Below are 19,540 nucleotides of genomic sequence, written 5' to 3' on the forward strand. Positions count from 1 at the left end.
GTTCATTCCAGAGAGATGTTCCTTTTGTCTTAACTATTGTAAATCGATTGTCTAAAGTCATCTGAATCTTTGAGATAAGCTTTATAAATCGCTTTTTTCAGTTTTTGCACTGGTGTTTCGATAAACTCAAACTTTTTAGCCGTGGTATTTCCTGCTTTTATCTGGGCTAGTTCAGCTAAAACAGCTTCGTTCATTAGTGATTGTAGTTTTTCTTTACTTGCAATTACTTCTGATTTTCCGTTGTAATTTATCGTAATAGATTTCAGGCTATCTAATTTTGCAACACGTTCATTAATTTGATCTTTTTTGAACTCCGCATATGTTTTTCCTAGAATTTTTTCAAAAATATACTTATCAGATAATGGTTTTCCTGCCGCTTCAGCTTGGTTTTTATATTGATTTGACACATAAGGAACAAATCCTTCATAGTAGCCCAAAGTAGCCATCAATTCAAAGGCTTGTTTTCTAAAGGTGATGTCCCCACTCATACCAGAGTCATTTTGACTAACACCATAAATGGTATCAAACATATCAACAGTATAGTAACCATTTGCTGCAATTTTACCTTTATCTGAAAAACCAGCAATGATATAACGATTGACCAGGATATGATTGTCAATCAAACTATCAATATCTGTCAATTTTTTGGCATCTTCTAAGGTCAGAGCTTGAATCTCCTCACTCTTATGAGTCGGTTTAACTGCTGTATTACGGTAATCTACCCAAGTTCTAGAACCTGTTGAAGGAATCGGCGTTATTTTTTTGAAATAACTCATCTTGTCTTCTGCAGATAAGTTTCTACTTGCCTCTGCTTCTAGGTAATCTAGAGTATAAAGAACATCAAAACTTCCCTTCATGTAAGATTTCAAATCTTCTGCTGTTTTAAATCGATCAGGTGTTCTATTGTAAAATCCATTCTTATCACTCTCATCATATACAAAGTTGAGATTAAAATAAGTATCCTTTTCTGGATTATAGGAGTTTTCAAAAATACCACGCGCATAAAACTCTGCTCCTGTACCATCTCGACGACCGTGATTATTAAACAAGACCGTTCTATCTAGTAAGTGCGTCATTTCATGAGAATAAGTCGCTGAACCTCTATCATCCAAAACCCTATCTATAAAGTAACGGACACCTAATCCATTGGCCTCAGCTCCCACCTTACTTACTGGAGAATAGTAATTCATAGGAGTCATAAATTGGTCGACTCCCTTATCAGCTCCACTACCAGTAGCTGGTGACCAAGTGCTATCAATCTGGGCATTCGAATTACTTGTATATTTCTTCATCGTATCAATAATCAAGCGATTTGTCAGCAACTGATCACGATTTTCTGGTTTTGTTATACGATAAAGAGTATCAACATAGTTGGCTTGTTGTACAGCCGCTTTTTCAATTAAAGACTTAACTCTAGCAAGTTCAGCCTGATACTTAGTTGGATTAGACTGGGCAAGAGAAGTATCTATGTAGGAACCAATATTACCATAGGTAATCGTCGCCATATTACTAATCACGTAAACATTTGGTTCTTTTACATTCAAAAGGCCCAAAATAGCAGCCATATTAGCCTCTTGTTTACGAGGATCCTTTTCCCCAGCTGTCAACTTGCTATACAGCCCCACATGCGCTGAAGGATTTTCCTTAGATGGTTTTTCAACAATCATAGCTTGGCTAGATTTTTTAAGCCAAGTATCCGCATCATCTGACGTAAAGAGTTGGCGATTACTGTCTAAAAATTCCTTCAAGCTAGCCTTACCTGTAATAGTAGATAAATATTTTGTAAATGTTTGAGGACTATTGGTCAATTTCATCTCTTCATAAGACATGGATCCTAATTTTTTCAAACTATCCAAGGCAGTCATTGTCTTATTACCAAATGAACTTGGATTAAAGGCCAGAATATCACGAATATTCGTGTCCCCAAATTGAATATTATAAAAGCGATTGATATAAGACAGTCCCAACAAAATCTGCTCTTTGTATTGCTCAAGCTCTTGTTTGACCTTGCTACGATTTTCAGGGGTATCTCCTATAATTCCCAATGTATGCGAGGCAATCTTTTTGAAACTTGACTCAGCTTGCATCTTCGTCTGATCAAAGCTTTCTTGAATTGACAGTTTTTGAAGATACTCTGTGCGCAACATATCTTTGACTTCTTGGTCAGTGATATTTGGGTGTGTTTTTCTGAGCGCAATTCTCTTTGTTATAATATCTCGAGGATCATAGACAGGCTCCAACTGTGCTTTTAGTTTACTGTCATGTAAGAAGTCTACTGACCTCGCGCTTGTAGTCAGAGCAGACACATCCACAGCATCTTCTCTCTCACTATTTGCTGGAAGAATGTGTGGTTTATCCTCCTGACTACCAACTAAAATAACTCTCGGTTTCATTGGTTTTGTTATTTGACTCACTTCTTGAGGATTAACCAATTCGCCAGTTTGTTCATTGATAGCGTAGGTTCTGGTAAGTGTATTCTCACCAACTTCTCCTTCAGAGGCTACCTTTTCTATATTTTTAGCAAGTGACAAATCCTCTCTTCGCTCCTCAGTAACAGCAATCGGTTGTATTACTTTTTCCACATTACCAACTTGAATCACTTTATCGACTGCTGGATTTACTTGCCTAGTAGTATCAGATACCGTCACCTGACCTGTTGCCTTGTCTAGTTGATAAGTCGTCCTAGTTTCCACCGAACCATCATGCCCTGCAACCGCTACTTCCTGTCGTCTGAACTCCAAAGCAGGATTCACTTGGTAAATCGTTTTATGAGATAGGACAGTAGTTTCAACACTCGGTTTAGTTCCAACTTCTACAACTTGATCAACTTTGTTAGCTACTATTTTGACAGTTTTATTCTCAGAAATATTTCCACTTGCTTGATCTTTAGTATAGGTAGTAGTAACTTGTTCTTGTCCCTCAACACCCGGAATTTTTACTCTTTTAACGCCGTGGTCTAGTTTCTCATTCTTTTCATAAACGGTTTCATAAGGAACAGCTTTGGTCTCCACTTTGGTCTGAGGAAGTTGAGTGTCTTCTTTGTACTCTGGGAGAGCCTCCTGTATCTCAGGCTCACCGGAAACGCCACCTTCATAAGACGGAAGAGATGGCTCTACCGAAGGATCGCCGGAAACACCACCCTCATAAGAAGGAAGGGATGGTTCCACCAAGGATTCGCCAGAAACACCGCCTTCATAAGACGGAAGCGCTGGTTCTACCAAGGACTCACCGGAAACGCCGCCTTCATAAGACGGAAGCACTGGTTCTACCGAAGGCTCACCGGAAACACCGCCTTCATAAGACGGAAGCGCTGGTTCTACCAAGGACTCACCGGAAATACCGCCTTCATAAGAGGGAAGGGACGGTTCCACCAAGGATTCGCCGGAAACACCACCTTCATAAGATGGAAGAGGTGGTTGGACTTCCGGGGCTAGGCTTATACCATTTTCTTGAGGTTCCTTCTCTTTTGTCCCGACCAAAATCACCTGAGCAACTGGTTCACGAAGCACTTCTCTCCCTACTTCATTTCGCGTAACAATACCATCGACAACCCTTACTTCTGTTAAGATTCGTTCTTGTCCCTTGGCACCTTCTATAGAAATTCTTTTTTCTCCCTTAGCCAGAGTTGGGTCAGACTGAAATTGAGTTTCAAACTCTATCTCCCCTATCCTAACTTCCAGTTCTGGCTTGTCTTCAATAACAGTTTTCATTCCTTCATCTGGTACTTTTTTAGACTCAATATTCATACTTTTTTCAGAAGTTGGATTTAAAACAGGCTCAACTGCGTAAGATGGTTGAGGAGATTGCACAAGGTCTTCAGTCGAGCTAAAATGAGATGTAGTCTGTGGTACAATCTTCTTAGATTGAGGTTCTGAACTTTCCTCCTTTTGAGATAATGCTGGCGACTCTACCTTATCAACAGAAAGTTCCTTGCTAGCACTATCTCTTACCAAATAATATCCCGTAAATTCATATCCTTGGACTGTTTCAGGACTTGGTAAAAACTGACCTTCTACTCTCTTAACAAGGACTGGTTGCAATTCTACCAGATTTTCTAAAGCAGAGATGGATGCTCCCAAACCACCAACAGCAAAGACGCTCACAAGGAAGTAAGACGCTCCCTTTTTTCTCTTGATTAAAGTGAAGGAAAGCAATAATAATCCTGCTCCCAAGATAAACATCTCATCATTAGAAAACAGACCTGTTTCTGGTAATCTTGTAGCCAATTTTCGATAGACAAAATAGTATTCTTTTCCCTCTTTTACCTCAATCTTATTTTCTTCAAACCATTGCAACTCAGATTTCAGCTTTTCAGGTAAATCCTGCTCATCCAAGTAATGACTTGAAATTAGTGTTGAAGTCGTTTCTGTAGCCTGTACGGGTTGAGCCCCCATACCAGCAAAAAATAAACTCGTTCCTAGCAAGACCGAGCAAGCTCCTATTGTATATTTTCTCAAAGAAAAACGCTGCTTTCTCTCAAATTGAAATTCTTTCATCCCATATCCTATCATTCATTATTACTGTATAGTTAGTATATCAGAAATAGTTTGTATTCACAAATCTTTCTAGTTATTCACTTATTATTCCAAGTTAAGGGAGACAACATACAATAATTTTTATTTAAATGTATATCAATGTTCTTTGTTTTTCTTAATAAATGCAATACAAAAAGAGCCTGTTGCCAAGCTCTTTGCACTCAATGAAAATCAAAGAGCAAACTAGGAAACTAGCCGCAGGCTGTACTTGAGTACGGCAAGGCGACGCTGACGTGGTTTGAATTTGATTTTCGAAGAGTATTAGTCTATTATTTCTTCTCAGCACGGAGGGCTGACAAGATTTGTGTACGGATATCATCTACACCATTTGGAGTATTTGGTAAAAAGATAGTTTGGTTTCCTTTAGAAGCAAAGGTATTCAAGGTATCCAAATACTGGTTAGTCAAGAGAATAGACATGATTTGTTCTTCTGTCATGCCAACATTGGCTTCCTTGAGTTCGGTGATAGACTCTGCCAATCCATCCACAATCGCCTTACGTTGTTGGGCAATCCCCACACCATGGAGCCGGTCTTTTTCTGCTTCGGCTTCAGCTGCAGTGACGATTTTAATCTTGTCGGCTTCCGCTAATTCTTGCGCTGCGACCCGCTTACGTTGCGCCGCATTGATTTCATTCATGGATTGCTTGACTTCTGCATCTGGTTCGACCTTAGTAATCAAGGTTTTCACGATAATATAACCGTAAGTTGTCATTTCTTCCGCTACTTGATGTTGAACTTCAAGGGCAATCTCATCTTTTTTCTCAAACAATTCATCCAAGGTTAATTTTGGAACAGAAGAGCGAAGGGCATCTTCAATATAAGATTTAATCTGAGATTCTGGACGCATAAGTTTATAGTAGGCATCTGTCACGCTCTGCTCGTTGACACGGTACTGGGTCGCTACATTCATCATAACGAACACATTGTCCTTGGTCTTAGTCTCAACCACAATATCGCTTTGCAACAAGCGCAACTGAATCCGCGCTGCAATCGAGTCAATTCCAAAAGGCAAGCGAATATGAATACCGCTATTGGCAACCTTTTGGTATTTCCCAAAGCGTTCAATAATCGCCACCGACTGCTGACGAACCACATAAACTGTACTCAGTGTGACTATCACCAATAGGAGCACACAAACCACCACAAAAATCATCAAAAATGTTGCCATTATCGTGACCTCCATCATTATTTTTTCCTGTATTATAGCACATTTAAAGAAGGTTGTGCAGTTTTTACTGCGATTTTTCCTGAAATGTCAATAATTAGAGGTGAATTGTCACATTGTCGTCTGATTTCTTGCTAAACCAACTGGTAAAGAATTAGGTGCACCGTGCTAGTTCTATCTAACTCCGTTGATTATCAACATACTATCTGAGCTTTTCAAGTCGTGGACAAAGAACCGAAACAAGTAACGGTTAATCTCTTTAAAAGACTCACAAAAAACATCATTGAAGTGAACCGCACTCCAATAGTTCAAGCATTAAGCATTGTTGATGATCCAAATTTAATGTGATATACTATTTTTGTCATCGGTTACCGATTACGTTCCTTACGGTTCGTGAGAGGAGGTGAAACTAATGAGCCTTATCATAGAGCTCGCTCTTACTATTATAGCGGACGTCATAGCAGGAATTATCTTGTATTTCGTCTGCAGATGGCTAGATAGTAAGGACTAGACCGAGTGACTAGCCTATCAACACCCGTTAAATCGCTAAGATACGTCAAAAAAGCCCTTAACTATCGCACTAGTTAGGGGCTTTGGTGTTCTAATGAACCTTATCAATTAACTACATTCTAGCATATAAACCCCGATATTTCAAGAGTTTTATTTATTTTTTAAATTCCTTAGGTAGCTGAAAGGTCTATAATGAAGTTTGCCATCTAGTATCCAAAAACCGACTAGCTCTTATGAACTAGTCGGTTTCTCATCAATGCGCCAACATTTCTTGGGCGATTTCTTGGCCAGATAGGTTATCTGGGTAATAGGTTGGCCAGTTATCCATTTCTTCAAAGAGGGCTTCTTGGCTTGTGCCTCCAAAGAAGATATGGAAATGTTCTGCCTTAACTGGGGCGATATTGTGGTCGCTAAACTGAACATACTTGAATTGTCCAGCGTCCGCATCTGTCGCTTCAAAGAGGAAACGCACGCCACGATTGCCTTTCTTGTAAGTCAAGATTTTCTTACCAACATACTTGTAAGTATATTTCTTGCTTTGTCCACCTTGAACAAATTCCATAGTGTTATCAGTGATATTAATCTTAGTCACATCTGTCTGATAGCCTTTTGTATAGTAGGCCTTGTACTCAGCCTGGGTCATCTTACCAGTCAACTTAGCCTTGTAGTCAAAGACTTGATCAAAAGTACCATCTTCAAGGAAAGGATAAACTGATTGCCAGTTACCTGCATAGTCACTCAAGGTGCGGTCTTTGACGTCTGCATCCTCGAAGTAACCATTTTGAACTGTCTTGGTATCCTCTGCCTTTTCAGGCTCAATTGCTGGGCCTTCTTGGTCTGTTGTTTGTTTCAGAGCCTTGAGGTTTTTCTCCATAACGGAGATGTAGTTTTCGCCAGCCTTGGTATCCTCTTCTGTCAGACTTTCCAAAGGATTAAGGACATCTGTTTTGACACCTGCCTCTTTTGAAAGTGTGTTAGCAAGGGCTTGTGAGGCATTTTCTTCAAAGTAGATATAGGCAATTTTATTTTTCTTAACGTACTCTGTCAATTCTGCCAAGCGAGCTGCTGATGGCTCTGCATCTGGAGAAAGGCCTGAGATTGCGACTTGTTTGAGTCCATAGTCCAAGGCGAGATAGTTAAAGGCTGCGTGTTGCGTTACAAAGCTCTTTTGTTTGGCTTGAGACAAGCCTTCTGCATAATCCTTATCCAAGGCTTGTAATTTTTCGATATAGGCAGCTGCATTCTTCTCAAAAGTCTCTTTTTTATCAGGATAATCTGCTGACAAGCTGTCACGGATGTGCTCTACTAGTTTAATGGCACGAACTGGTGATAACCAAACATGGGGATCGTACTCATGGTGATGGCCTTCTTCTCCATGGTCATGGTCTCCCTCTTCTTCCTCACCACCTGGCAAAAGCAACATATCGCCTGTCGCCTTGATGGTTTTGACCTTTTTCTTATCCAAGGTATCTAGCAATTTAGGAACCCATGTTTCCATGTTTTCATTTTCATAAACGAAGGTATCTGCATCTTGGATTTTGGCAACTGCCTTGGCAGACGGTTCATATTCATGGGGTTCTGTACCAGCACCGATTAGGAGCTCTACATTAGCCGTATCTCCTGCGACTTGCTTGGTAAATTCATAGACAGGGTAAAAGCTTGTCACAATATTTAGTTTGCCATCTGCCTGCTTTTGATTGGAACAAGCCACTAAAAACAAGGCACATAGACTGGCGAGTAATAAGCTAATTTTTTTCATGTTCATCTCCTATTTGATAAAACGTCTTACTAAACTAATGAGTAAAAAGACAGTTACAAAAATAATGGTAATACTTGCACTTGCAGGTGTTTCTGCATAGTAGGAAATGTAAAGTCCTGCTACCATTCCCAAAAATCCAATAGCACTGGCAAGCAACATGACCGATTTAAAGTTTTTTCCTAGACGAAGGGCAATACTAGCTGGCAAGACCATAATGGTCGATACCAGAAGAGCTCCCGCAGCTGGAATCATAAGGGCAATGGCCACCCCCGTCACCATGTTAAAAAGAATGGACATGGTACGAACAGGCAAGCCGTCCACAAAGGCCGTATCCTCATCAAAGGTCAGGATATACATCGGACGCAAGAAGAGGAAGGTCAAAATCAAAACAACCGCCGCAATGACAAAGAGGGAAATGACCTGTTCCTCGCTAATCGTCACGATTGAACCAAAAAGGTACTGGTCCAAACTCATAGAACTAGAGCTTTTGCCCTTGCTCATGACAATCAGAGAAACAGCCAGACCTGTTGACATGAGGATAGCTGTCCCGATTTCCATAAAGCTCTTGTAAACTGTACGGAGATACTCCAGAAAGACCGCCGCAATCAAGACAATAGCAATAGTGGAAATAGTCGGCGAAATCCCCAGAACCAGCCCAAAGGCTACACCCGAAAGCGAGACGTGACTGAGGGTATCACTCATCAGACTCTGACGACGCAAGATAAGGAAGGTTCCAAGAACTGGCGAGAAAAGACTTATGGCAATAACAGCCAGAAAGGCACGTTGCATAAAGTCATAAGATAATAAACTAAGCATGGCCCACCTCCTGATCATTCTCATGGACGTTGAAACAACGCCATGGCGAATCTTGGTTACGAACTAGATGAATATTGCGGTCCGCATAGTCCTTAACTTCTTCAGGATCATGGGTAATCATCAAAACAGCCTTACCATGATGATGGGCGCTGTGGTGCATGAGTTCGTAAAATTCATTTTTACTTCCTGCATCCATCCCCGTTGTCGGCTCATCTAGGATAAACACATCTGGATCCGAAGCAAACATACGCGCAATCACCGCTCGCTGCTTTTGGCCTCCAGATAGAGAACCCAAGCGTTTGTCTCTGTGTTCCCACATTCCAACTGAGTCCAAACTGGCCTTGATATGCTCCTCATCATGAGCATTCAAGCGACGGAACCAGCCTTTTCTCGGATAACGACCAGATTTGACAAATTCATAAACCGTACTTGGAAAACCAGCATTAAAACTGGCAATTTGCTGAGGCAGGTAGGCAATTCTCAATTTCTTACCTTGCGTATTTGTCTTGGAAATAGTCACCTTACCAATGCGTGGCTGAAGGATTCCAAGACTGGCCTTGATGAGTGTCGTCTTAGCTGCCCCATTCTCCCCTGTCAAGGTAACAAATTCTCCACTATCAACACTATAATTGATATGTTCAAGAACAGGCTCCTTATCATAATAGAAGTATAAATCCTCTACCGTAATATATCTCATTATTTGATTTCTCCTACTAAAGCAGTCAAAAACCGCTGAATCACTTTTTGTTCATTTGGAGTAAACTGAGTCGCCACTTGTTCATAGGTTAAAAGTGTATGTTCATGGTGATGATGGTGCTCCTCAGCGATTGGACGAGCCAAATCAGTCAACTGATAAAAAATCACACGCGCATCCTTAGGATCTTTAGACGTTTCCAACATCCCTTCCTTGACCAAAGACTTAATGGCCTTGGTAACTGCCGCCTGACTGACATTGAGACGACGGGCCAACTCTGAATTTGTTAAAGATTCCTCTGACAAAAGCATGAGAATGTGCTCCTGAGTATTGGTCAGGGCCACCTCGCTAGTGCAATGACCTATTAGAATCTCATGCTGATTTTCTGCCTGCAAAATTACCTCATTTAAAAAGGCATCAATATCCTTCGCTAGCTGTCTCATATCTGACTCCTTTCCTTTTGGATTTCTCTTTTTTAAGAGAAAAATACTATTCTTTGGAATTTTATTTACCAGTTAATTATATCACAAGCAAAAAAAGAGTCAAGGGAAAGAGCTATAAAAACGTTTCCCTAGACTCCTATAGATTTGAAATTTAACTTATTTTTGCTGTGATTTTCGACTTACAAAGATACCTGCTAACCCTGCGACCATTCCCATGAAAAGCAAGAAAATAGATTGTTCACTACCTGTATTTGGAAGAACTTTTTCTGAAACGACTTCCTTCTTGCTAAATTGACCTGCCACCTCATAAGAAACTTTCACAGTAGTATTTGCATCACCTGTAGCTGCATCCGTTTGAGAAGTTTCTGTAGGTAGACTAAAGTTTTTAGAATCGACAGAAATCGTCCGTGAGTTTGGATTAATCTTTTCATACTGACTCAAATCAGCGGTTTTCAAATATTCTTCAAAGGCTGCATCCATAGAAGGACCTTCTTCTCGTGCATCACCTAACATAGTGTAGCCATCGCCTCCTGCAGCTAGGAAATCATTGGTTGCGAGATAGTAGATTTTTGCGAGATCAAGGAGCTCATAACGACTAGTCGCGCGATTTTTAACCTGGATTGCCAAAACACGTTTGCCTGATGGTAAGTTAGTATCATAGTAGACCTTCACACCTGAAACTTGCAAGAAGCCACCACTTGGTTCTAGCAATGGTTGTCCGTTCTCATCCAAGACCTTCTTGCCATCCTTATCGACCTGCAAGATAGATCCGAGTGATTTTTCAAACATATCCAAAACTTGTTGCCCAGTCACTTGGATTTGTGAGATGGTATTTCCAAATGGAAGAACGGCAATGACATTTCCTTTCGTAATCGGTTTGCCTTTTGCAATGGTTTCACGCAAGCCACCACCATTTGTCACAGCGATGTCTGTCGGATGGCTAAATCCTGTCTGACCGTACTGATAGAGGGAGTCTGCTACGACGTTTCCGAGGTTGGTTTCACGAACCCGAACATTTTCACGATCTCCGTTGAGTTCTACAGGGCTGTTTGAAACGACTTCAACAGCATTTTCAGCATCGTATTTTTGTTTAATGTCTTTGACTAGTTTTTCAACTGTTGGATTTGATGGTAGTTTTTTGGCATCAGCAGCCGCAATCTGAGTTGGATTTCCCAAAAGCTGGCGTGATTTGTAGGTGATTTTCCCTACATTATGAAGGTAGCTTCCTGTCTGGCTATAGGTAACATTTTCCCCATAGGTTGTTGATTCTACTGTATGAGAGTGAACATCGATTACTGTTACGCGTTTCCCTTTCAAACGAGGATTTTTAGACAAGGCTTCTGCCAAAGTTGAACCACGCCATTCGACTGGTGTTGTCGTATCTACACCTAAGTGAGCGAGGACGACATAGTGTTTGTAGTCCTTGCCTTCGGAACTTGACTTGGCTTGCACTTCTTCAATAACCTTATTCACCTCTGTGATTGGATCTGTAAAGGTTACCCCTTTGACATTTTTAGGGTGAGTTTTGGTAGCTGTTTCCGGTGTTGTCACGCCAATTACAACAAACTCATCACCTTCCACAGTCTTATCTTTGTCAACGATTGTAGAAGATTCAAAGAGACGGGTACCATTGACATAGGTATTTGAGCTAAGTAATGGGAATTTCAAGATTTCCTTGTATTTCTTAGCTTCATCTAAACCAAAGTCAAACTCATGGTTTCCTACTGCCATGGCATCATACTGCATCTGATTGAGAATTTCGGCGCGTGCTTCACCCTTTGTAGAGTTGGAAATCGGTAAACCTTGGAAGGCGTCTCCAGCATCTACGACGAGAGTATTTTGATTTGATTTCGCGCGTTCCTGCTCGATAACAGTCGCTAGCTTGGCATCTCCAATAACGCCCTTTTCCTCTACGATACGACCATGAACATCATTGGTGTGTAAGATAACGGTGTCTTTTTCTTCGTTTTTAGTAGACTCAACAGGAGCTTCCTTTGCTTCCTCAGAAACAGTAGGTGTGGGAGTCCCCGACTCTGTTGTTGGAGCCGCGGGAGCTACTACAGCAGGTGACTTCTCTATAGAACTAGCCGTTTCATCAGCATAAGCATGCCCAGCCAATAAGACTGGGACCAATAGGGCTGACGATAAGACAGGTAACAAGAAACGTTTATTCATTTTTAAATCCCTTTATTTTTCTCATTCATACTATATTATACGCTATTTACAAAATTTTTGAAACTTTCAACATATTTTTTACTAAAATATTCGTAATTTAACAAAAAAGCCTGAACTGAAAAATTCAAGCTTGAATCAATTTATTGAAATTCTTTGACATCTCCATCGTATGTCGCCCAGTCTTTGCTGAAAAAGCGCTCATTCAGATGGTAAGTCGGAGCTGGTGTGGGATTGGATAGGAAAGGATCAACTGCCTTGTCAAAAGCTAACCAACCCAACCAACCAAGGTGAATGGTATCCTTCATAAAGAAAGGCTCCCCACCATCTTTAGAAAAATCTGCTATATTGGTAAAACCTTGACTTTCTAACTGATAGCGAATCTTCTGTACCGTTTGTTGGTACATATTTTCATCCAATCCTGTAAAATCCATCCATTTTTTATTTACGGGAGGAATCACAAACATTACATTGACCTTTGATTTGGCAAACTGATTTAGAACTAACTGCAAGTCACTGTACTCGGATGATTTAAGGTAATTATAACTAGTCTGTGATCCTTTTAACTTTTTCAAATAGTCTCTGATTTGTGTATCATAGAAATGATTATCTATACTAAATTCATTATTAGAAGTATTTTTTTCTGCATCTGCTTTGACAGCATCTTCTATTTTTTGATAAGAAAACTGGTCTGGAATAGTATTCAAATATTTATCAACATGTTCTTTATATTTCAACCACTGTCTGATTGAGAACTGTCCAAAAAAATTTGCTTGTTTCTGATTGATTAGAGCGCTAATCTTTATACGAATATGATCGAACTCTGAAAGAGACTCATTATTAGCAATTTTTTGTATTATATCTTTCATTGATACATTTGGAAACTGTTTTAATAATCTCTTAGATGCATGCTGACTACTAATATCTCCTGATTGATTTTCTAAAAAGGAAGTTAATTGGTCACTATTAAAATACGATTGAAATACTGCAGATTCATAATCTTTTTCTGTAAACCATTGGGGAGATATAACAAATACGACTTGCTTATTCTCTATTTCTGGCAACATCTGTTGCATTCCAAAATACTGGTTTAGCGATGCAGCTCCACTCTGTCCTAAAAGATAAGGACGATAGGAGCGATTGTATTTCTCAGCCAATACTGCAGGATGAGCACCATCAAAACGAAGCCACTCACTTGAACCAAAGAAAGGTATAAATCGGATAGAAGTATCAGACAAAGCTTTTGATTTTTGATTTCGTTCTCTAAAACTTTCTGCAGTAACAGAAGCTGCCGAATGCTTTTCAGATACAATGTCATGTCTAATACTTGCAGGATAATAGCATATAACCAAAATAACCAACAAGCCAGCTATCAAGACCGGTCCGAAGATCATCCATAAGCGTTTAAGCATTTTGTAGCTCCACAATGCCAGCTATGATTTTATTGGCTGTATTCCAGTCGTCGCGACCAAACTCTGTTACAGGGACGCGAATGTCAAAACGGTTTTCAATCTCCACAATCAACTCAACCGTGCCCATGCTATCCAAGACACCTGCATCAAAAAGATCTTCATCCATCATGTCAGAAACATCTTCCATAAACAACTCATCAATAATTTCGATAACTTCTGATTTGATATCCATATTTTATTTCCTTTATTTTTTAAACCATAAATCATTCAAGAATCCAGAAAAGATTAAGAATGACAGCATGACGACATGGAAGGTGACAACCATGCCAAGCAACTGAATCCAGCGATTCTCAGGTAGAGCAGGCTTCCCTGCTTTTTTCCGTTCCTTATTGAGCGTTTTTTTCTTGCGAATCCAAGCATCATTGATGACCAAGCCTAATCCATGAAAGAGTCCATAGGCGATATAGTACCAGGTCACGCCATGCCAAAATCCCATAATCAGCATATTTACAATATAAGCCACGCTTGAGGTTACATTGCGATTCTTAAAGACCTTCTTTCTAGTCAACACCATGACCATTCGCATAAAGACAAAGTCACGGAACCAGAAAGAGAGACTCATATGCCAACGATTCCAAAATTCCTTTAAATCCCTTGATAAAAAGGGCTTATTAAAGTTGATAGGGCTACGAATTCCCATCAAATTTGAAATGGCTAAGGCAAACATAGAGTAACCTGCAAAGTCAAAGAAAAGTTCCAGACCAAAGGTATACATAACTGCCAAGGCATAGTGGTTAAAGAAGCCACCTGACTGCAGGGCTAGATTCTTCAGAGGAGGGAGTAAGGTCTCTCCTAAAATATGAGCTAGGATAAACTTGTACAAAAATCCCCACATGATATAGCGAACAGATTCGTCCAACATATCCAGCAACTCATCCCTCTCAGGAATGGTCTGATAATTTTCATTAAAACGCTTAAAGCGATCGATTGGACCACTTGAAAAAGTCGGCATGAAGAGAAGGAAACGGAGGAATTCCCAGAGGGTAAAATCCTTAATCACTCCATCTCTCAGCTCGATGATAATTCCAACCGAACGAAAGGTCAGGTAAGAAATTCCCAAAAATCCAAGCAAAGACTGCGTTCCATTGATAGCTGGCTGCACCTTGACAAAGATAATCGGCAGCAGGGACAGAAAACTAACTAGGTAGAAAACCCACTTACCATCCTTACTTTTTCGATAGTGCTTATAGAAAAGCAAGAGCAATATTTCCCAGCACAGATAAATGCCCAAGGCAGCCAATTGATTGGTCTTCCCACCTACCAGCATGGTAACGATAAAGAAGAGACTAACCAATACCTCATACCAGGCAAAGCGTTTCTTGAAAAAGAGGCCGATAAAGATGGGCAAGGTTGCAGCAATCACATAGACAAAATACTGAGGATTGCCGTATGGCTCTAAATGAGGAAGCTGTTTAAAAAACTCCATCATCTCCTATTTACCTCATTAATCAATCCTTTGATATCAATTTTTCCATTTGGAGTCAGTGGCAAACTGTCTCGATAAAGGAATTTGGACGGCATCATATAAGACATCATAATATCTGTCAAGTCTTCCTTAATGGCCTTGGTAATATCGATATCACGCTCAAACTGCTCACGAACACCATCTTTTAAGATGACATAGGCTAGAAGATTTTGCACCTTGTGGTCTTTATTATAGCGCGGTACTGCAACAGCAGACTCGATAAAGCGAGACTTATTGAGGTTTTGAGAGACATCTTCTAACTCAATGCGGTAACCGTTGAACTTAATCTGGAAGTCCATGCGTCCGCCGTAGAGAAGCAAGCCCTCATCTGTCATGGTTCCCACATCACCTGTGTGATAGGCTGGCAGACCTTCAAACTCAAAGAAGGCTTCTGCTGTTTTTTCAGGATTATTCATATAACCTTTTGAGACGGCCGGTCCTGAAACAATGATTTCTCCCTGTTCACCATTTGGCAGTTTATTTCCTTCCTCGTCAATGATAAAGGTTGGAGAATCAGCCTTGGTATAGCCAATTGGTAGACGTTTGAGATTCGCTAGCATCTCATCTGTCACGGCAACTGCTGACAGGGCCACTGTCGCTTCTGTTGGGCCGTAAGCATTGATAATACGGGCATTTGGGAAACGCTCACGTAGTTTTTGAGCCGTTTTGACCGTCAATTCTTCTCCATCAAAGTAGAAATGCGTGATACCAGGCATTTTCTCGCTATTAAAGTCTTCAGACAACATGGCCATATCCGCAAAAGAAGGCGTTGATGTCCAGATAGCGATTGGCAATGAAAAGATGGTCGCAAAGAGTTGCTTAAAGTCCTGAGTAATAGCTGAAGGAAGAGCGAAAAGTGTACCACCAAGTGCTAATGTCGGTGCCCAGTACATGACAGACAGATCAAAAGAATAAGGTGGCTGAGCCAGCATTTGCGGACGACTTGGCGTCGCAAATTCCTTATCCGTAATCATCCAGTTGGTAAAACTGAGGAGGTTATCATGGGAAATCTGTACTCCCTTAGGCTTACCAGTTGTACCAGAAGTAAAGATAATGTAGTAGTTATCATCACCCTTGACTGGATGCGTAATCTCATAACTAGTCCCTTGAGCAAAGGCTTCTTGAACCTGAGCTAGAGTCATCATTGGCGTAGAAACCTGCTCCAATGGAAAGTCTGAGATAGCAATAATCAAGCTTGGCTCTGCTACTTCTAAAATAGCCGAAACTCGCTCCAAGGCTGAATGGCTGTCAATGGGAATGTAGGCATGTCCTGACTTAGTCAGAGCTACAAAAGTTGCCAACATTTCATATTCTTGGCCACCAAAAACAACCACAGGAGACTTCTCTGGTAAATCCAGTTGGTCGATGGCTGCAGCTAAACTATCCGAATCAGCCTTCAAATCTCCATAAGTGTGTTCCTGCCCCAAAACATTGTAAACAGGATAGCTAGGCTGTGTCTGAGCAAAATGCTCAATGGTTTCAATCATATCTACGATTGCTTTATTTGACATAATAAGGATTCTCCTTCAAGTTAAAATTCATTATAGATAAAGCTTCCTTGACCCTGACCAAGATAGCTAAAGAAGTAAAGCAGCCCTAGAAAGATAAGAAAATACAAGGCTGTCCGACCAAGAAATATGTACAATTCTTTTCTCTGTTTCATCAAGAAAAACCATTCATTTCTGTAATTTTCGCTAAAATAAAATCAATTTCTTACTAATTTATTTTTCTGCTATTATACCACTTTATAGACTAGTTTTTCAATTGTTTACCCGTCTATTTTCACTACGTTTCAGTAACATTAATTTGTTCCATATGATTCTTTCTAATGATAGCTTGAATGCTTTTCAGTATAGATTATATGGGGGCTACAACAAAGTAGGCTCCATACTACCTATAGAGGATTTCTCCACTATAAATATTATAGAGCCCTATCTTATGTCTCACTTTATCGGTGCAGTTCCCTTTATCTAGAGATTTTTATAGTATGTAATCCTAGAATTCACTATAGATAAATTCTTGAATGTTCGAAAAATCGGTCACAAAACAATAAATCACGATGCTTAAGATAACCGTATAGAAAAATAGCGTCCACAAGATTAAACGGTGTGTGTTAGTTATCTTGGTTTGCAAATTTGTAAAGTTCTTTTTCAACTTCCATCCATCCTTTCACTCCAACGTGCATCACGTCAAATAAAAAGTAATTATCATACTCTCTGTTTCCATAATTTAATACCTTTGCACCATGACTTTTTGCGACATCTTCTATTTTTTTATAAGTTTTCTCTCGCATCTCTCTTGAGACACCTGTGTAGTCATTCCATTTCCCATTTACTGGAAAAATAATGACTTCAACTTCAATTCCCAATTCCTTGGCAACTGTCAAGAAAAGTTCCATATCTGAATACTCTGGTGACTCCAGATAGCTCAAATCTTTATTAGAATCTTTCAAAGATACATAGCGATCTTTTAAGTAGGTATTGTAGTAATTATTATCAACAGCATAGTCATTGTTATCTGTTTTCTTTTTGACCTCTTCTACAAACTGATCCGTCAGTTTCTCCCAATCATAGTCTGGAGTTTTATCTCCTGATAAGGGATAATCTGATTTCTCATGATTTTCATAAAATTTTCGTTTGAGCTTAAAAGAATATATCACGTTATCTAACTCTAATAGTTTTTTATCAACAATGGTTCCTTTCCCATCTATGAAATAACTTTTGTATTTTTTGTAGATGTCATTTTGTTGCTTGTTCCCCTTGGTAATCTCAATAATGCGATTGATTAGTTTTTCTTTTGTTTCCTTACTAATCTTGTCATTATCTAGCATGTGGAAAATATGTTCTTGAGAAGCCTTGTTCAAAAATGCATCTTGATGGGTTCCATCTTTTTCAAACCACTGAACAGACTCTACTATAGCCACTCTTCTCTTACTCATAGATCCCTCAATAGAGCCTAAGGTTGTTGCCTGAATGATATTTTGGGAATAACTAGTCCCAATCTGCATTATATTAAAATCGTTATAGTTAAAAATTCTATTAGGATGATAATCTTCATCCTTTGTCGCAACCAACTCAGATGATCCCAATAAAACCAGTGTGTTGGGAGTGATATTACTTGTCAGAATATCTCTACTTTTATATTTTTCATACGAAGTGCTATAGCGAATACTGTTATCCTTAACTGTATAATAATCATCAATCTTCTTGATATATGTCACATTTAAAAGGGCAAGCGTCGCAATTACGAGCACAAGCGATAACAAAAATGCTTTTAATTTAATCATCTCGTTTCATCCTATCTCTTCGATCCATCCGATTTCTTTTCTATATCCTATCTCTTTAAAATCGTAAGTAAAATTTTATAGGGTTCACCTGAAAAGATAAAGAAACCAATCATAACCAAGTTCATAGTCACAAACCAACTTAGTAGCTTATACCAATTTTTGTTTTTATTTTTCTTATAAAAACTGCTTTTCTTTTGATACACTTCAAATCCAGCCATCAAGACACCATGATAAAAACCATAAACAATGTAACTTATACTGAGACCATGCCAAAAACCCATGACCAACATATTGACCATATAGGCGTAGGTTGCATTGTGTAGTCTATTTTTAAACCATTTTTTCCTGATGGCCTGCATCAATACTCTTGAAAATACAAAATCCCTCAGCCAAGTCGACAAGGTGATATGCCATCTGGTCCAGAAATCCTTGATATCAACACTCAAGAAAGGTTTGTTAAAGTTCATCGGTGTCTGAATACCTAAAATATTACTACTTCCAACGGCCATTAGACTATAGCCTGCAAAGTCGAAGAACAGATACAAGGTATAGAGGTACATATACTTGATTGAGTAAACGACTGTGCCAGTATTATTTAGAGTGAGTAACATCTGGTAAACATAGGTTGATAAAACAACCTTGTAGAGAAGGCCTAGAACGATACGATAAATACCGTCCCCAGCTAACTCCAGATACTCTTTCCGAGGCATGACCTCGTTTATCTCTTTTAAAAATCTCCTACTCCGATCAATCGGACCAGCACTAACTGTTGGGAAAAAGAGCAAAAACTGTAGATAATCTTTTACACTGATTTTTTCTTTGATCAAGCCATCCGATATTTCTAGCATGATCTGAATGGTCTTAAAGGACATGTAAGAAATTCCAATAAAGGCCAACAAATGCAGAGAAGTCAGGGCAAAGACTTTATTAATCACCAAAGGAAAAATAGAAAGGAAAACCAGAGGTTTCAGCCGCTTTGTTTCTATCCTCTGTGCTATGAAAACCAGAAAATATTGATAAATTACAAAGGAGATTAAATAGACAATCATTGCTCTACTCTTACCATAAATAGCTACTGCAAATAAGAGGGAGAGCGTCAAAATATAGTAGTCCTTACGTTTTTCAAAAAAGTTTACTACAAAACCAATCAATAAAACTACAAACAAAAGAAGGAAAAACTCATTCCCCTCGAAATAATTCATACCCGTCAAACTCCTTTTTT

Annotated in this window: 14 protein-coding genes; all 14 read right to left on the minus strand. The window is 39.5% G+C overall.

The features are described 5' to 3' along the window. Window positions 1-29: 29 nt before the first annotated feature. Entirely contained in the window at window positions 30-4,496 is a 4,467-nt protein-coding gene (locus tag B7699_RS09190; RefSeq protein ID WP_084928018.1) for a ZmpA/ZmpB/ZmpC family metallo-endopeptidase, read from the minus strand. A 308-nt stretch (window positions 4,497-4,804) separates the two neighbouring features. Continuing rightward, complete coding sequence (locus tag B7699_RS09200; RefSeq protein ID WP_004235732.1) at window positions 4,805-5,689, minus strand: SPFH domain-containing protein; 885 nt, start codon at window positions 5,687-5,689, stop codon at window positions 4,805-4,807. 775 nt (window positions 5,690-6,464) lie between these two features. Then, window positions 6,465-7,970, minus strand: coding sequence for a zinc ABC transporter substrate-binding lipoprotein AdcA (gene adcA / locus B7699_RS09205; RefSeq protein WP_084928019.1), 1,506 nt, complete (start codon window positions 7,968-7,970; stop codon window positions 6,465-6,467). Between the two features lie 9 nt (window positions 7,971-7,979). Beyond that, window positions 7,980-8,786 (minus strand): metal ABC transporter permease, encoded by an 807-nt coding sequence (locus tag B7699_RS09210; protein ID WP_084928020.1) that lies wholly within the window; start codon window positions 8,784-8,786, stop codon window positions 7,980-7,982. Then, the gene (locus B7699_RS09215; RefSeq protein ID WP_084928021.1) at window positions 8,779-9,483 is read right to left on the minus strand and encodes a metal ABC transporter ATP-binding protein; all 705 of its coding nucleotides are present in this window, start codon (window positions 9,481-9,483) and stop codon (window positions 8,779-8,781) included. Before B7699_RS09215 ends, B7699_RS09210 begins: the two co-directional genes overlap by 8 nt. Continuing rightward, on the minus strand, window positions 9,483-9,923 hold the full coding sequence (adcR, locus tag B7699_RS09220; protein WP_001249308.1) for a zinc-dependent transcriptional regulator AdcR: 441 nt from the start codon (window positions 9,921-9,923) through the stop codon (window positions 9,483-9,485). The genes B7699_RS09215 and adcR overlap by 1 nt, the downstream gene beginning before the upstream one ends. A gap of 156 nt (window positions 9,924-10,079) precedes the next feature. Then, window positions 10,080-12,098, minus strand: a complete 2,019-nt coding sequence (gene nt5e, locus B7699_RS09225) for a cell surface ecto-5'-nucleotidase Nt5e (RefSeq protein ID WP_084928022.1) — start codon at window positions 12,096-12,098, stop codon at window positions 10,080-10,082. Window positions 12,099-12,238: 140 nt separating this feature from the next. Next, window positions 12,239-13,507, minus strand: a complete 1,269-nt coding sequence (dltD, locus tag B7699_RS09230) for a D-alanyl-lipoteichoic acid biosynthesis protein DltD (protein ID WP_084928023.1) — start codon at window positions 13,505-13,507, stop codon at window positions 12,239-12,241. Beyond that, complete coding sequence (gene dltC, locus B7699_RS09235; RefSeq protein WP_000351967.1) at window positions 13,500-13,739, minus strand: D-alanine--poly(phosphoribitol) ligase subunit DltC; 240 nt, start codon at window positions 13,737-13,739, stop codon at window positions 13,500-13,502. Before dltC ends, dltD (B7699_RS09230) begins: the two co-directional genes overlap by 8 nt. 12 nt (window positions 13,740-13,751) lie before the next feature. Continuing rightward, window positions 13,752-14,996 (minus strand): D-alanyl-lipoteichoic acid biosynthesis protein DltB, encoded by a 1,245-nt coding sequence (gene dltB, locus B7699_RS09240; RefSeq protein ID WP_084928024.1) that lies wholly within the window; start codon window positions 14,994-14,996, stop codon window positions 13,752-13,754. Continuing rightward, window positions 14,993-16,543, minus strand: a complete 1,551-nt coding sequence (gene dltA / locus B7699_RS09245) for a D-alanine--poly(phosphoribitol) ligase subunit DltA (RefSeq protein ID WP_049487532.1) — start codon at window positions 16,541-16,543, stop codon at window positions 14,993-14,995. The genes dltB (B7699_RS09240) and dltA overlap by 4 nt, the downstream gene beginning before the upstream one ends. Before the next feature lie 20 nt (window positions 16,544-16,563). After that, window positions 16,564-16,695: a teichoic acid D-Ala incorporation-associated protein DltX gene (locus B7699_RS09250; protein WP_033682482.1), complete on the minus strand. Its 132-nt coding sequence runs from the start codon at window positions 16,693-16,695 to the stop codon at window positions 16,564-16,566. A 450-nt stretch (window positions 16,696-17,145) separates the two neighbouring features. Beyond that, the gene (gene dltD, locus B7699_RS09255) at window positions 17,146-18,318 is read right to left on the minus strand and encodes a D-alanyl-lipoteichoic acid biosynthesis protein DltD (RefSeq protein ID WP_084928025.1); all 1,173 of its coding nucleotides are present in this window, start codon (window positions 18,316-18,318) and stop codon (window positions 17,146-17,148) included. Window positions 18,319-18,365: 47 nt separating this feature from the next. Beyond that, entirely contained in the window at window positions 18,366-19,520 is a 1,155-nt protein-coding gene (dltB, locus tag B7699_RS09260; RefSeq protein WP_084928026.1) for a D-alanyl-lipoteichoic acid biosynthesis protein DltB, read from the minus strand. Window positions 19,521-19,540 lie beyond the last annotated feature (20 nt).

Origin of the sequence: Streptococcus mitis (genome assembly GCF_002096835.1) — a bacterium.
Classification (GTDB): domain Bacteria; phylum Bacillota; class Bacilli; order Lactobacillales; family Streptococcaceae; genus Streptococcus; species Streptococcus mitis_W.

What these genes read in the sequence shown, in the direction of transcription:
- B7699_RS09190 (WP_084928018.1), bottom strand. Translation starts at nt 4,496, where the DNA reads ATGAAAGAATTTCAATTTGAGAGAAAGCAGCGTTTTTCTTTGAGAAAA.
- B7699_RS09200 (WP_004235732.1), bottom strand. Translation starts at nt 5,689, where the DNA reads ATGATTTTTGTGGTGGTTTGTGTGCTCCTATTGGTGATAGTCACACTG.
- adcA (WP_084928019.1), bottom strand. Translation starts at nt 7,970, where the DNA reads ATGAAAAAAATTAGCTTATTACTCGCCAGTCTATGTGCCTTGTTTTTA.
- B7699_RS09210 (WP_084928020.1), bottom strand. Translation starts at nt 8,786, where the DNA reads ATGCTTAGTTTATTATCTTATGACTTTATGCAACGTGCCTTTCTGGCT.
- B7699_RS09215 (WP_084928021.1), bottom strand. Translation starts at nt 9,483, where the DNA reads ATGAGATATATTACGGTAGAGGATTTATACTTCTATTATGATAAGGAG.
- adcR (WP_001249308.1), bottom strand. Translation starts at nt 9,923, where the DNA reads ATGAGACAGCTAGCGAAGGATATTGATGCCTTTTTAAATGAGGTAATT.
- nt5e (WP_084928022.1), bottom strand. Translation starts at nt 12,098, where the DNA reads ATGAATAAACGTTTCTTGTTACCTGTCTTATCGTCAGCCCTATTGGTC.
- dltD (WP_084928023.1), bottom strand. Translation starts at nt 13,507, where the DNA reads ATGCTTAAACGCTTATGGATGATCTTCGGACCGGTCTTGATAGCTGGC.
- dltC (WP_000351967.1), bottom strand. Translation starts at nt 13,739, where the DNA reads ATGGATATCAAATCAGAAGTTATCGAAATTATTGATGAGTTGTTTATG.
- dltB (WP_084928024.1), bottom strand. Translation starts at nt 14,996, where the DNA reads ATGATGGAGTTTTTTAAACAGCTTCCTCATTTAGAGCCATACGGCAAT.
- dltA (WP_049487532.1), bottom strand. Translation starts at nt 16,543, where the DNA reads ATGTCAAATAAAGCAATCGTAGATATGATTGAAACCATTGAGCATTTT.
- B7699_RS09250 (WP_033682482.1), bottom strand. Translation starts at nt 16,695, where the DNA reads ATGAAACAGAGAAAAGAATTGTACATATTTCTTGGTCGGACAGCCTTG.
- dltD (WP_084928025.1), bottom strand. Translation starts at nt 18,318, where the DNA reads ATGATTAAATTAAAAGCATTTTTGTTATCGCTTGTGCTCGTAATTGCG.
- dltB (WP_084928026.1), bottom strand. Translation starts at nt 19,520, where the DNA reads ATGAATTATTTCGAGGGGAATGAGTTTTTCCTTCTTTTGTTTGTAGTT.